Annotated in this window: 14 protein-coding genes; 13 read left to right on the forward strand and 1 reads right to left on the reverse strand. The window is 70.0% G+C overall.

Annotated elements, in window-relative coordinates; all coding sequences use genetic code 11:
* Window positions 1-14: 14 nt before the first annotated feature.
* Window positions 15-326, reverse strand: coding sequence for a DUF1844 domain-containing protein (locus tag ASF17_RS02650; RefSeq protein WP_156357293.1), 312 nt, complete (start codon window positions 324-326; stop codon window positions 15-17).
* 309 nt (window positions 327-635) lie between these two features.
* On the opposite strand from ASF17_RS02650, the gene infC reads away from it, so the two are divergent.
* The 13 genes from infC to argB all read left to right on the forward strand — a co-directional run bounded on the left by infC (window position 636) and on the right by argB (window position 13,229).
* Window positions 636-1,310: a translation initiation factor IF-3 gene (infC, locus tag ASF17_RS02655; protein ID WP_235476318.1), complete on the forward strand. Its 675-nt coding sequence runs from the start codon at window positions 636-638 to the stop codon at window positions 1,308-1,310.
* A 3-nt stretch (window positions 1,311-1,313) separates the two neighbouring features.
* Window positions 1,314-1,508, forward strand: a complete 195-nt coding sequence (gene rpmI, locus ASF17_RS02660) for a 50S ribosomal protein L35 (protein ID WP_043596704.1) — start codon at window positions 1,314-1,316, stop codon at window positions 1,506-1,508.
* A gap of 30 nt (window positions 1,509-1,538) precedes the next feature.
* A complete protein-coding gene (gene rplT / locus ASF17_RS02665) occupies window positions 1,539-1,925 on the forward strand; it encodes a 50S ribosomal protein L20 (protein WP_055794941.1) in 387 nt (128 codons plus the stop codon).
* A 96-nt stretch (window positions 1,926-2,021) separates the two neighbouring features.
* Complete coding sequence (locus ASF17_RS02670) at window positions 2,022-2,846, forward strand: TrmH family RNA methyltransferase (protein ID WP_055794944.1); 825 nt, start codon at window positions 2,022-2,024, stop codon at window positions 2,844-2,846.
* 108 nt (window positions 2,847-2,954) lie between these two features.
* Window positions 2,955-3,692 carry an amino acid ABC transporter ATP-binding protein gene (locus ASF17_RS02675; RefSeq protein WP_055794947.1) on the forward strand — a complete coding sequence of 246 codons (738 nt, stop codon included), beginning with the start codon at window positions 2,955-2,957 and terminating at the stop codon, window positions 3,690-3,692.
* Between the two features lie 99 nt (window positions 3,693-3,791).
* Window positions 3,792-4,661 carry a glutamate ABC transporter substrate-binding protein gene (locus ASF17_RS02680; protein WP_055794950.1) on the forward strand — a complete coding sequence of 290 codons (870 nt, stop codon included), beginning with the start codon at window positions 3,792-3,794 and terminating at the stop codon, window positions 4,659-4,661.
* 100 nt (window positions 4,662-4,761) lie between these two features.
* On the forward strand, window positions 4,762-5,427 hold the full coding sequence (locus tag ASF17_RS02685; protein WP_055794953.1) for an amino acid ABC transporter permease: 666 nt from the start codon (window positions 4,762-4,764) through the stop codon (window positions 5,425-5,427).
* Entirely contained in the window at window positions 5,424-6,356 is a 933-nt protein-coding gene (locus ASF17_RS02690) for an amino acid ABC transporter permease (RefSeq protein ID WP_055794957.1), read from the forward strand. The genes ASF17_RS02685 and ASF17_RS02690 overlap by 4 nt, the downstream gene beginning before the upstream one ends.
* Before the next feature lie 86 nt (window positions 6,357-6,442).
* Window positions 6,443-7,483, forward strand: coding sequence for a phenylalanine--tRNA ligase subunit alpha (gene pheS / locus ASF17_RS02695; RefSeq protein WP_055794960.1), 1,041 nt, complete (start codon window positions 6,443-6,445; stop codon window positions 7,481-7,483).
* Entirely contained in the window at window positions 7,483-9,975 is a 2,493-nt protein-coding gene (gene pheT / locus ASF17_RS02700) for a phenylalanine--tRNA ligase subunit beta (protein WP_055794963.1), read from the forward strand. The genes pheS and pheT overlap by 1 nt, the downstream gene beginning before the upstream one ends.
* A 58-nt stretch (window positions 9,976-10,033) precedes the next feature.
* Window positions 10,034-11,080 carry an N-acetyl-gamma-glutamyl-phosphate reductase gene (argC, locus tag ASF17_RS02705; RefSeq protein ID WP_055794966.1) on the forward strand — a complete coding sequence of 349 codons (1,047 nt, stop codon included), beginning with the start codon at window positions 10,034-10,036 and terminating at the stop codon, window positions 11,078-11,080.
* Window positions 11,077-12,234: a bifunctional glutamate N-acetyltransferase/amino-acid acetyltransferase ArgJ gene (gene argJ, locus ASF17_RS02710; protein WP_055794969.1), complete on the forward strand. Its 1,158-nt coding sequence runs from the start codon at window positions 11,077-11,079 to the stop codon at window positions 12,232-12,234. Before argC ends, argJ begins: the two co-directional genes overlap by 4 nt.
* Complete coding sequence (gene argB, locus ASF17_RS02715; RefSeq protein WP_082474984.1) at window positions 12,234-13,229, forward strand: acetylglutamate kinase; 996 nt, start codon at window positions 12,234-12,236, stop codon at window positions 13,227-13,229. Before argJ ends, argB begins: the two co-directional genes overlap by 1 nt.
* The last annotated feature ends 1 nt before the right edge of the window (window position 13,230 follow it).

Below are 13,230 nucleotides of genomic sequence, written 5' to 3' on the forward strand. Positions count from 1 at the left end.
CGGGAGGCGGGGGTCTAGTTGACCGGGCCCGTGAACTTCTCGCCGGGTCCCTGCCCGATGGGGTCGGGGAACGCCGACGCCTCGCGGAAGGCGAGCTGCAGCGACCGCAGCCCGTCGCGGAGCGCGCGGGCGTGCTGGTCGCCGATCTCGGGAGCGCTCGCGGTGATGAGCCCCGCGAGCGAGGTGATGAGCTTGCGCGCCTCGTCGAGGTCCGTCTGGGCGCGGGGGTCGTCGGCCAGTCCGACCTTGACGGCGGCGGCGCTCATGAGGTGCACGGCGACGGTGTTGATGACCTCGACGGCGTTGACGTCCGCGATGTCGCGCACCTCGTCACCGGGGACCGGGGGAGTGGCGGTGCCGAGGGGCTCGTCGAGCCCGGTGTCGTGCTGGTGATCGGGGGTGTGGCTCACGTGTGGATCCTCTGCTAAGCTCGTCGAGGCTCCGAAGCATCTGCTTCGGTGCGAAAGTGGAGATTCTCCCACCCGCGCTTGACCGTTCGATTAGGTTACCGGGTTGTTGGCACCCCGCCGGTCCTCCTCGAGGGCAGGCAGCCAGGGTGCAGCGACGTTCCGTCGCATTGACCGGAATTTCCCTCCGGCCGGTGCTCCGTGTCGCGAAACTCCTCTTTCCCTGCCGTGACCACCGGTCCGGCGGGTGACGAAGCAACGACAGAGGAGCTCCGCATCAGCGATCCCCGTACGAACGACCGTATTCGCGTCCCCGAGGTCCGCCTCGTCGGACCTGGCGGAGAACAGGTCGGTGTCGTCCCCATCGCCATGGCCCTGCGTCTCGCGGCAGAGGCCGAGCTCGACCTGGTCGAGGTGGCCCCCAACTCGAAGCCTCCCGTGGCCAAGATCATGGATCACGGAAAGTTCAAGTACGAGGCTGCGCAGAAGGCGAAGGAGGCTCGTCGCAACCAGGCGAACACGATCCTCAAAGAGGTCCGTTTCCGCCTGAAGATCGACAAGCACGACTACGAGACCAAGCGCAAGCGCGCCGAGGGCTTCCTGCAGGGCGGCGACAAGGTCAAGGCCATGATCCTGTTCCGCGGTCGCGAGCAGTCCCGTCCCGACCAGGGCGTCCGTCTCCTCCAGCGCTTCGCCGAAGACGTCTCCGAGTGGGGCAGCGTCGAGTCGACCCCCACCATCGACGGCCGCAACATGGTCATGGTGATCGGGCCGCACAAGAACAAGTCCGAGGCCAAGGCCGAGGCAGAAGCTCGCAAGGTGGCCAACAAGCCGCCGAAGCACCCGACGTCCGACCAGGTTCCGGCCGACGTACCGGCCGAACCGACAGAAGAAAGTAAGTAAGACATGCCCAAGCAGAAGACCCACTCCGGCGCCAAGAAGCGCTTCAAGGTCACCGGTTCCGGCAAGATCATGAAGCAGCAGGCCGGCATGCGCCACAACCTCGAGGTGAAGAGCGCCAAGCGCAAGGCTCGCCTGAACCAGGACCAGGTGCTCGCCCCCGCCGACGCCAAGGTCGCCAAGAAGCTTCTCGGTCACTGACCGCTGACACGAACGTAGAGGAACAAGAAAATGGCAAGAGTAAAGAGAGCGGTCAACGCCGCCAAGAAGCGTCGCGTCATCCTCGAGCGTGCCGAGGGTTACCGCGGTCAGCGTTCGCGTCTGTACCGCAAGGCCAAAGAGCAGGTCACTCACTCGCTCGTCTACTCGTACCGCGACCGTCGTGCCCGCAAGGGTGAGTTCCGTCGCCTGTGGATCCAGCGCATCAACGCCGCGTCGCGTCAGAACGGCCTGACCTACAACCGCCTCATCCAGGGTCTCTCCCTGGCCGGCGTCGAGGTCGACCGTCGCATCCTGGCCGAGCTGGCCGTCAACGAGCCCGCCACCTTCGCCGGCCTCGTCGCCACGGCGAAGGCCGCGCTGCCCGCCGACACCTCGGCTCCCAAGGTCGCCGCGTAGTCACCAGCGTCACCGCATCACCCCGGCCCGGACGGCATCGCCGTCCGGGCCGTCGTGCGTCCCGGCTCCCGAGGCCGGGTGGGGCATAGTGGAGGTGTGAGCACCTCCCTCCTCGACAACCCCCGATCGCCCCGCGTCCGCGCCGTGGCGAAGCTGGCCAAGCGCGACGCGCGCACCGACACCGGGTCGTTCCTGCTCGAGGGGCCCCAGGCGGTGTCCGAGGCGCTGGCCTTCCGACCCGAGCTGCTCGTCGAGCTCTTCGCGACGCCCACGGCCCTCGAGCGGCACCCGCAGGTCTCCGACGCAGCCCGCGAGGCTCAGCTCGACATCGAGTTCGTCAGCGAGGCCGTCATCGCCGTGATGGCCGACACGGTCACCCCCCAGGGCATCGTGGCCGTCTGCCGGCAGTTCCCGACCGCCGTCAAAGACGTCTTCGCCGACACGGGCCGGGGTGGTCCGCGTCTGATCGCGATCCTCGAGGAGGTCCGCGACCCGGGCAACGCCGGCACCATCATCCGCGCCGCCGACTCGGCGGGTGCCGACGCCGTCATCATGACCGGCCGCAGCGTCGACCTCTACAACCCCAAGGTGGTCCGTGCCACGACCGGGTCGCTCTTCCACGTGCCGGTCGCCGTCGGCGCCGACCTCGCGAGCGTCGTCGCGCGGTGCGCCGAGGCGGGCATCCAGGTCCTGGCGGCCGACGTCAAGGGCGACGACCTCCTCATGGCCCGCACCGAGGGGATCCTCTCCGCTCCCACCGCCTGGTTGTTCGGCAACGAGGCCCGCGGGCTCACCGACGACGATCTCGCCCTGGCCGACCGTGCCGTCGTCGTGCCGATCTACGGGCACGCCGAGTCGATGAACCTCTCGACCGCCGCCTCGGTCTGCCTCTACGAGAGCGCATTCGCGCAGCGGAGCTGACGGCCAGGAGGCGCGGGCCGGCCAGGCGGCGCCGGCCGCGTCGTTTCGGTTGCGTTACGAATCCGCTGTGAATTTGCGCCCGCCAGACCCACCTGTTTGTGTGGACGCATGGAACCCCTCGTCGTCGTCGAGCACGTCAACAAGCACTTCGGTGAACTGCACGTCCTGAAGGACATCACGACGACGGTCTCCCGAGGCGAGGTCGTGGTCGTCATCGGGCCGAGCGGCTCGGGCAAGTCCACGCTGTGCCGGGCCATCAACCGCCTCGAGACCATCGACGACGGCACGATCACCATCGACGGGACGCGCCTCCCCGACGAGGGCTCCGAACTGGCACGACTCCGGGCCGACGTCGGCATGGTCTTCCAGAGCTTCAACCTCTTCGCGCACAAGACGGTGCTCGAGAACGTCACGCTGGGGCAGATCAAGGTCCGCAAGCGCAGCAAGGCCGAGGCCGAGAAGCGAGCCATGGAGCTCCTCGAGCGGGTCGGCGTCGCGAATCAGGCTCAGAAGATGCCGTCGCAGCTCTCGGGCGGCCAGCAGCAGCGCGTGGCGATCGCCCGTGCCCTGGCGATGGATCCGAAGGTGATGCTCCTCGACGAGCCGACCAGCGCGCTCGACCCCGAGATGATCACCGAGGTCCTCGACGTCATGGTCCAGCTCGCCAAAGACGGAATGACGATGATCGTCGTCACCCACGAGATGGGCTTCGCCCGCAAGGCCGCCGACCGCGTCGTCTTCATGGCCGACGGCGAGATCGTCGAAGAGAGCACGCCCGAGCGGTTCTTCACGGCGCCGACGTCCGATCGGGCCCGCGACTTCCTGTCGAAGATCCTCACGCACTGATCGGCAGACCCCGTCGTCGCCGCGCGTCCGTCCTGCGGCGCGACCCCGGATCCCCCCGTCCGCCGATCGGCGTCCGGGTCACACAGCAAGGAGAACAGAATGCGACTCAGTAGAGGTTTCGTCGCCGTGGCCGCAGCAGCCGTCACGGTGCTCGGACTGTCGGCCTGCACCGACTCGGCCGCCCCCGAAAGCTCCGTCGAGGTCGAGGAGGTCTCCGACTTCGAAGACGGCACGACGATGGCCCGCCTCGCCGAGGCCGGCGAGATCACCATCGGCACCAAGTTCGACCAGCCCCTGTTCGGCCTCGACGACGGCTCCGGCAACCCGCAGGGCTTCGACGCCGAGATCGGCAAGCTCGTCGCGGCCAAGCTGGGCATCCCCGCCGACGGCATCACCTGGGTCGAGACGGTGTCCGCCAACCGCGAGCCCTTCATCCAGAACGGCGACGTCGATCTCGTCATCGCGACCTACACCATCAACGACGAGCGCAAGAAGGTCGTCTCGTTCGCGGGCCCCTACTACCAGGCCGGTCAGGACCTTCTGGTGCTCGAGGGCAACCCCGACGGCATCGAGGGCGCCGAGGACCTCGAGGGCAAGGCCGTCTGCACGGTCAGCGGCTCGACCAGCGAGGCCAACATCGCCGAGTACACGGACGACATCATCGCGACCGACACGTACTCGAACTGCCTCGAGCCCCTCCGCACCGGTGCGGTGGCGGCCGTGACGACCGACAACGTGATCCTGGCCGGTCTCGCCGACCAGAACGAGGGCGAGTTCGAGGTCGTCGGCGCGCCCTTCACCGAGGAGCCCTACGGCATCGGTCTCGCGCTCGACGACACCGACTTCCGCATGTTCATCAACGACACCCTCGACGAGGCCGAAGACGACGGCACCTGGGACGAGCTCTGGGAGGCCACGGCCGGCGCCGTCCTCGAGACGCCCGAGCCCCCGGCGATCGACCGCTACTAGTCACCACCCCGGTGGGCACCGCGGCGCGAGTCGTCCGCGGTGCCCACCACCGCCTGCTGCCCTCTCGGCAGCCCTCTGACCTGGAGTCCCGGTGAACCCCTTGGACGTCATCCCCGGCTTCGACGCCGTGACCGAGAACTGGCCCCGCTTCTGGGGCGGGTTCGTCACGACGCTGCAGCTGCTGGCACTGTCCGCCGTCGGCGCGATCGTGATCGGCTTCGTCGTCGCGGCCCTGCGCATCTCGCCGGTCGCCTCGTTCCGGGTGTTCGCGACGGTCTACACCGAGGCGATCCGCAACATCCCCCTGACTCTCGTGCTGTTCTTCTGCGCGTTCGTCCTGCCCTACCTCGGCGTCGGCATCGGCTACTTCCCGCTGGCGGTGGTGGGTCTCACGCTCTACACGTCGCCGTTCGTCGCCGAAGCGGTCCGCTCCGGCGTCAACGGCGTGCCGGTCGGTCAGGCCGAGGCGGCCCGCAGCATCGGCCTCGGCTTCGCACAGACGCTCAGCCTCGTGATCATGCCGCAGGCCATCCGCATGGTGATCCCGCCGCTGATCAACGTCATCATCGCCCTCACGAAGAACACCTCGGTCGCCGGCGGCTTCTTCGTCGCCGAGCTGTTCGCGGCCGGACGGTTCATCGCCAACGACCGGGGCGACGCGGTCATCACGACGCTCGTGTCCGTCGCCGTGTTCTATCTGGTGGTCACCATCACGCTGGGTCGCGTCGCGGCTCTCGTCGAGAAGAAGGTCGCGGTCCTGCGATGAGCACGAACGTCCTCTACGACGCCCCCGGTCCCAAGGCCCGCCGCACGTCGCGCATCATCTCGGTGGTCGGCGTCGTCCTGGTGCTGGCCCTCGTCGCCTACCTCGTCTACCTGCTCGGGCGACCGCGCATCAGCGCCAACGGCGCCGTCACGGCGAGCGTGCTCGACCCGTCGCGCTGGGACATCATCCTCGACCGCAACCTGTGGCGGAACATCGCCGGCGGCTGGCTCGCGACCGTGCGGGCCGCGGCGGTGGCGTCCGTCCTGGCCGTCGCCATCGGCGTGCTGTTCTCGTTCCTCCGCACGGCACGCACCGCCTGGGTGCGGATCCCGACGACGATCGTCCTCGAGTTCTTCCGCGGCATGCCCGTGCTGCTGATGATGCTGTTCATCCTCCTCGTCTTCTCGACGGGAGCCTTCTGGGCGGTCGTAGCCGCCCTCGCCGTCTACAACGGCGCCCTCATCGGCGAGGCGCTCCGCTCGGGCATCGCCTCCCTGCCGAGGGGGCAGCGCGAGGCCGGCCTCGCCATCGGCCTCTCGCCCGTGCGCACCCGCTTCGCGATCGAGTTCCCGCAGGCGTTCCGGCAGATGCTGCCGATCATCCTGGCGCAGCTGGTGGTGCTCCTGAAAGACACCTCGCTCGGCTACATCGTGGGCTACGTGGAGCTGACACGTCGGGGTCTGAACCGTCTCGGCACCTCGTACGGCAGCAACTACACCTTCACCCTCTTCGCCGTGGTGCTCGTCGTCTATCTGCTGACGAACCTCGCGTTCTCGTACGTCGTGCGCGTCGTCGACCGGCGGACGGGTCGCCGCGGCGTAGTGAAGAAGCCCCAGGGCGGCGGGCTCGGCGGCCCCGGGCTGCTGGCGCGCACCGGGCGTCCGTCCGTCGACGCGACGACCGGCGGCTCGCAGGCGACATCGACCTGAGTCCGTCCCCCTTCAGCCCCGTCGCGCCTCCCCGGACACCCGAGGAGGCGCGGGTCGGCTCCCGACGATCGCTAAGCTTGGTTCTCGTGTCAGACTCCGTCCCCATCTCCGAAGACGCCGTCGCGTCGGCGGTCGACTCCGCACTGGTCGCCCTGGCGACCGCGGCGTCCGTCGCCGAACTGAAGACCGCCCGTTCGCAGCACACCGGCGAGGCGTCCGTCCTCGCCCGGATGAACGCCGGGCTGCGCGATCTGCCGGGCGATCAGAAGGCCGCTGCGGGCAAGCTCGTCGGTCAGGCCCGGGGCCGGGTCAACCAGGCCGTCGCCGCACGCGAAGCCGAGCTGGTCGAGCTCGAAGAGGCCGCCCGTCTCGCCGACGAGGCCGTCGACGTCTCCGCGCTGCCGTCGCGTCGTCGGGCCGGCTCACGTCACCCGCTGGCGCTCCTGCAAGAGACCATGGTCGACCTGTTCGTCGGCATGGGCTGGGAGGTCTCCGAGGGGCCCGAGCTCGAGCACGAGTGGTTCAACTTCGACGCCCTGAACTTCGACGCCGATCACCCGGCGCGCGCCATGCAGGACACCTTCTTCGTCGATCCGGTCGACGAGCATCTCGTGCTCCGCACGCACACCTCGCCGGTGCAGATCCGGACGCTGCTCTCGAAGCAGCTCCCGGTGTACAACGTCGCCACGGGCCGCGTGTTCCGCACCGACGAGCTCGACGCGACGCACACGCCCGTCTTCACCCAGATCGAGGGCATCGCCATCGACAGGGGGCTGACCATGGCGAACCTGCGCGGCACGCTCGAGCACCTCGCCCGGTCGATGTTCGGCGCCGAGGCACAGATCCGTCTCCGCCCCAACTACTTCCCGTTCACCGAGCCGAGCGCCGAGATGGACGTCTGGCAGCCGAACGCCAAGGGCGGCGCCCGGTGGGTCGAGTGGGGCGGCTGCGGCATGGTCAACCCGAACGTCGTGCGAGCCGCGGGCATCGACCCTGACGAGTACCAGGGCTTCGCCTTCGGCATGGGCATCGAGCGCACGCTGCAGTTCCGCAACGACCTCAACGACATGCGCGACATGGTCGAGGGCGACGTCCGATTCAGCGAGCAGTTCGGGATGGTGGTCTGATGCGGGTTCCGATCAGTTGGCTCGGCGAGTGGGTCGACCTGCCGGGCGACGTCAGCCTCGAGCACGTCCACGCGGCGCTCGTCTCCGTGGGGTTCGAAGAAGAGGACGTCCACGTCGGCGACGTGACGGGTCCGCTCGTCGTCGGTCAGGTGCTCGAGCTCGTCCCCGAGCCCCAGAAGAACGGCAAGACCATCAACTGGTGCCAGGTGGCGGTCGGTCCCGACGACGTCCGCGGCATCGTCTGCGGCGCGCACAACTTCGTCGTCGGCGACAAGGTCGTGGTGTCGCTCCCGGGCGCCGTCCTGCCCGGGCCCTTCCCGATCGCCGCTCGCAAGACCTACGGCCACGTGTCCGACGGCATGATCGCCTCGACGCGCGAGCTGGGTCTCGGTGACGAGCACGACGGCATCCTCCTGCTCTCGTCGCTCGGACTCGACCCCGAGGTCGGCGCCGACGCCATCGCGCTGCTCGGCCTCGACGAGGCCGCCGTCGAGATCAACGTCACCCCCGACCGCGGCTACGCCTTCAGCATCCGGGGCGTCGCCCGCGAGTACTCCCATGCGACGGGCGCGACGTTCCGCGATCCGGCCGAGGCCGTGACGGTCGCGTCCGCCGACGGGTTCTCCGTCGACGTGCGCGACGAGGCCCCGGTGCGCGGCGCGGCGGCCGTCTCGACGTTCGTCACGCGGGTCGTCCGCGGCGTCGACGCCTCTCGTGCCACGCCGCCGTGGATGTCGGCTCGACTCCGGCTCGCCGGACTCCGCAGCGTCTCCCTGCCGGTGGACGTCACGAACTACGTCATGCTCGAGCTCGGTCAACCGATCCACGGCTACGACCTCGGCACGCTCGACGGCGGCCTGACGGTCCGTCGTGCGGCTGCGGGCGAGCAGCTCCTGACGCTCGACGGCAAGACCCGGCGGCTCCACCCCGAAGACCTGGTCATCGCCGACACGTCGGGTGCCGTCGGTCTCGCCGGCGTCATGGGCGGCGCCCGCACCGAGATCACGACCGAGACGACCGACGTGCTCGTCGAGGCCGCCACGTTCGACCCCGTGTCGATCGCCCGATCCGCGCGTCGTCACAAGCTCCCGAGCGAGGCGTCGCGTCGCTTCGAGCGCGGCGTCGATCCTCGTGTCTCCGCACCGGCCGCGCAGCGCGTGGTCGACCTCCTCGTCGAGTGGGGCGGCGGAACGGCGGACGCCCTCGGGTCCGCGCTCGACTCGTCCGCCCCGTCTCCGGTCATCGCTCTGGCCGCCGAGCGCGCCTCCCGCCTGATCGGGGTCGACTACACGCCGACCGAGATCGTCGACGCGCTGACCTCGATCGGCGCCATGGTCGAGCAGACGACCGAGGGCTGGTCCGTCACGCCGCCGTCCTGGCGTCCCGATCTGACCGACGCGGCGACCCTCGTCGAAGAGGTCGCTCGCATCACCGGTTACGACCGCATCCCGTCCGTCCTGCCGGTCGCGCCTCCGGGCCGGGGTCTGACGCGTGAGCAGAAGCTCCGGCGCCAGGTCTCGTCGTCGCTCGCGGCCGCCGGCTCGACGGAGGTCGCGTCCTACCCGTTCGTCTCGTCCGAGCAGAACCGGGCCTTCGGCGGCCTCTCCGGCGAGAACGGACCCGGCGTCCGACTGGCGAACCCCCTCGACGTCGCGGCGCCCGAGCTGCGGCGATCGCTCGTCCCCGGGCTGCTCGAGATCGTCCGCCGCAACAGCTCACGCGGCCTCGTGGACCTCTCGGTCTTCGAGGCGGGCACGGTGTTCCTGCCCGAGGCCGGTCGCTCCTACGGCACGGCGGGCGTCCCCGCCGGCGCCGAGCGACCGTCCGACGAGGTCCTCGCATCGCTCGAGGCGAGCATCCCGCGTCAGCCGCGGCACCTCGCCGTCGTCGGAATCGGCCAGGCCATCGATCGTCAGCCCGGGCAGGCGGCCGTCGCGGCCTCGCTGGCCGACGTGCTCGACGACCTCCGCGCGGCCGTCCGCGCGGCCGGTGCCGAGGCCGTCTTCCGCCAGGGCTCCCACCCGTCGCTGCACCCGGGTCGCACCGCCGAGGTCGTCGTGGCGGGCGAGGTCGTGGGGTACGCCGGCGAGCTGCTGCCGCGTCGCGCCTCCGACCTCGATCTGCCCCGGGTGGTCGCGGTCGGCGAGATCGACCTCGACCGGGTCATCGCGCTCGGCGACGTCGAGCTTCAGCCGTCTCCCATCTCGTCGTTCCCCGCCGCCACACAGGACCTCTCGCTGGTCGTGGGCGTCGATGTGCCCGCGGGCGAGGTCCTCGCCGTCGTCCGCGAGGGCGCCGGCGTGCTGCTCGAGACCGTCCGACTCGTCGACGACTACCGCGGCTCAGGTCTTCCCGACGCCTCGAAGTCCCTGACCTTCGCGCTGCGGTTCCGGGCCGACGACCGGACCCTCACCGCCGCCGAGGCGACCGAGGCCAAGCAGGGCGCCGTCCGTCTGGCCGGCGAGCGATTCGGGGCGGCGCTCCGCGACTGACACTCGCCAGGCGTCGCCGCCCCCGATCCTCGACCGAATCGAACATTAGGGTGGACCCATGCCTCATTCCGTTGCCGTCGCCGGCGCCAGCGGCTACGCCGGCGGCGAGCTGCTGCGGCTCCTCGCCGCGCATCCAGACTTCGAGGTGCGCACCGTCACCGCGTTCCAGAACGCCGGCCAGCCCCTCATCGCGCTGCAACCGCAGCTGCGCTCTCTGGCGCATCTGACGCTCGACGAGACGACGGCCGAGAATCTCGCCGGTCACGACGTCGTCTTCCTGGCCCTGCCGCACGGCAAGTCGGGTGCGATCACGGCCGACCTGCCGAGCGACACGCTGGTCGTCGACTGCGGCGCCGACCACCGACTGACCGACGAGGCCGACTGGGCCCGCTTCTACGGCACCGAGTTCTTCGGGGCGTGGGCCTACGGTCTGCCCGAGCTCGTGCACGCCGACGGGACGCGGCAGCGGGAGGCTCTCGTGGGCGGACGACGCATCGCCGCACCCGGCTGCAACGTCACCGCCATCACCCTCGCGCTCGCCCCGGCCGTGAGGGCCGGGCTGATCGAGACCACCGACATCGTGTCCGTGCTCGCGGTCGCGCCGTCCGGCGCGGGCAAGGCGCTCAAGCCGCATCTGCTCGCGAGCGAGATCATGGGCTCGGCGTCCGCGTACGGCGTCGGCGGCACGCACCGTCACGTCCCCGAGATCCGCCAGAACCTCCGGCTCGCCGGCGCGACCGAGGTGAGCATCTCGTTCACCCCGGTCCTCGTACCGATGTCGCGCGGCATCCTGGCGACCTCGACGGCCACGTTGTCTCCCGGCGTGAGCGAGAGCGACGTGCGCGCGGCGTACGAGATCGCCTACGCCGACGAACCCTTCGTGCACCTCCTGCCCGCGGGCCAGTTCCCGCGGACGGCCGACACGGTCGGCGCCAACACGGCCCTGATCGGTCTGGCGGTCGACGTCGACGCCGATCGGCTCGTCGTCGTCAGCGCGATCGACAACCTGGCGAAGGGCACGGCCGGAGCGGCCGTGCAGTCCGCCAACATCGCCCTCGGTCTCCCCGAGACCGCGGGCCTGATCGTGAACGGAGTCGCGCCGTGAGCGTCACCGCAGCCCAGGGGTTCGTCGCAGCCGGGGTGACCGCCGGCCTCAAGACGAGTGGACGTCCCGATGTGGCCCTCGTCGTGAACCGCGGGCGGCGCAAGAACGCGGCCGCGGTCTTCACGAGCAATCGGGCGAAGGCCCACCCCGTCCTCTGGTCTCAGCAGGTGATGGGCGATGGGATCGCCGAGGCCGTCGTCCTCAATTCCGGAGGCGCGAACTGCTTCACCGGGGCGTTCGGCTTCCAGACGACCCATGCCACGGCCGAGACCGTGGCCGGGGCGCTCGGGGTGTCGGCGGGCGACGTCGTGGTGTGCTCCACCGGCCTCATCGGGGTCGGCGACCAGATCTTCCGCGACAAGGTGCTCTCGGGCTCGATCGCTGCGGCGGGCGCGTTGTCCGACGACGGGGGACTCGCCGCGGCGACCGCGATCATGACCACCGACACCACGCCCAAGCAGTCGGTCGTCACCGGCGACGGCTGGGTCGTCGGCGGCATGGCCAAGGGAGCCGGCATGCTGGCGCCGGGGTTGGCGACCATGCTCGTCGTCCTGACGACCGACGCCGATGTGACCTCCGCTGGTCTCGACGACGCGCTGCGCGCCGCCACGAGGGTGACCTTCGACCGTCTCGACTCCGACGGCTGCATGTCGACGAACGACACGGTGGTGCTCCTCGCGAGCGGAGAGTCCGGCGTCGAACCCGAGCCCGAGGCCTTCCGCGCGGCCGTCACCGAGCTCTGCGCCGACCTGGCCGAGCAGCTCCAGGCCGACGCCGAGGGCGCGTCGCACGACATCCGCATCGAGATCGTCGGAGCCGCGAGCGACGACGACGCCGTCGAGGTCGGCCGGTCGATCGCGCGCAACAACCTGTTCAAGGCCGCCGTGTTCGGCAACGATCCCAACTGGGGTCGAGTCCTGGCGGCTATCGGCACGACGTCCGCCGCCTTCGACCCGTACGACGTCGACGTCTCCATGAACGGCGTCCGCGTCTGCCACTTGGGTGCGCCCGACGAGCCGAGCGAGGGCGTCGATCTGACGCCGAGGGCCGTGCACGTGCTCGTCGACCTCAAGTCGGGCGACGCCGAGGCGACGATCCTCACGAACGACCTCACGCACGACTACGTGCACGAGAACAGCGCGTACTCCAGCTGATGGCGACCCCTGACGTGGTGCACAGCGACGAGCAGGAGCTCGCCGCCGTCAAGGCCGCCACCCTCATCGAGTCCCTCCCGTGGGTGAAGCGATTCTCGGGCACGGTCGTCGTCGTCAAGTTCGGCGGCAACGCCATGGTGGACGATGCGCTGAAGCGCGCTTTCGCGGAAGACATGGTCTATCTCCGCTACGCGGGGCTGTTCCCGGTCGTCGTGCACGGCGGTGGGCCGCAGATCTCCGCCGCTCTGGCCGCCGCCGGCATCCCGAGCGAGTTCCGCGGGGGCTACCGCTACACCAGCACCGAGGCGATCTCGGTCGTCCGCGACGTGCTGGCCGGTGAGGTCAACCGCGAGATCGTCGAGCTGATCAACGAGCACGGCGATCTGGCGCGTGGGGTCTCCGGCGACGACAGCACGCTCTTCGAGGGCCGCCGCCGCGGAGTCGTCATCGACGGCGAGACCTTCGATCTCGGTCACGTCGGCGACATCACCGAGGTCGATCCGACCGCCGTGCTCGACGAGATCGCGGCGGGGCGGATCCCCGTCGTGTCGTCCATCGCCACGAACGAGGCGAACCCCGAGTCGGCGCTGAACGTCAACGCCGACGCCGCGGCCGGCGCCCTGGCGATCGCCCTCGGCGCCGCGAAGCTCGTCATGCTGACCGACGTGCCCGGGCTGTACAGCGACTGGCCGAACCGCGAGTCCCTCGTCGCGGCCATCACCGTGTCCGCCCTCACCGACCTCCTGCCGTCGCTCGAATCGGGCATGATCCCGAAGATGACCGCGTGCCTCGAGTCGGTCGTCGGCGGCGTCGGGGGAGCGACCATCATCGACGGGCGCATCCCGCATTCGATCCTCCTCGAGGTCTTCACCCAGCGCGGGTCGGGCACCGAGGTCATCCCCGACGACCGGGCGGCGTCGTACGGCGCCCCCGTCGTCACCTCCATGAACACCACCACCGTCGACGACGGTGCCGAGAAGGAAGGACAGTCGTGAC

The organism is Frigoribacterium sp. Leaf263, assembly GCF_001422285.1.
Classification (GTDB): Bacteria; Actinomycetota; Actinomycetes; order Actinomycetales; family Microbacteriaceae; genus Frigoribacterium.

What these genes read in the sequence shown, in the direction of transcription:
- ASF17_RS02680 (WP_055794950.1), top strand. Translation starts at nt 3,792, where the DNA reads ATGCGACTCAGTAGAGGTTTCGTCGCCGTGGCCGCAGCAGCCGTCACG.
- pheT (WP_055794963.1), top strand. Translation starts at nt 7,483, where the DNA reads ATGCGGGTTCCGATCAGTTGGCTCGGCGAGTGGGTCGACCTGCCGGGC.
- rplT (WP_055794941.1), top strand. Translation starts at nt 1,539, where the DNA reads ATGGCAAGAGTAAAGAGAGCGGTCAACGCCGCCAAGAAGCGTCGCGTC.
- rpmI (WP_043596704.1), top strand. Translation starts at nt 1,314, where the DNA reads ATGCCCAAGCAGAAGACCCACTCCGGCGCCAAGAAGCGCTTCAAGGTC.
- ASF17_RS02675 (WP_055794947.1), top strand. Translation starts at nt 2,955, where the DNA reads ATGGAACCCCTCGTCGTCGTCGAGCACGTCAACAAGCACTTCGGTGAA.
- argC (WP_055794966.1), top strand. Translation starts at nt 10,034, where the DNA reads ATGCCTCATTCCGTTGCCGTCGCCGGCGCCAGCGGCTACGCCGGCGGC.
- argB (WP_082474984.1), top strand. Translation starts at nt 12,234, where the DNA reads ATGGCGACCCCTGACGTGGTGCACAGCGACGAGCAGGAGCTCGCCGCC.
- ASF17_RS02690 (WP_055794957.1), top strand. Translation starts at nt 5,424, where the DNA reads ATGAGCACGAACGTCCTCTACGACGCCCCCGGTCCCAAGGCCCGCCGC.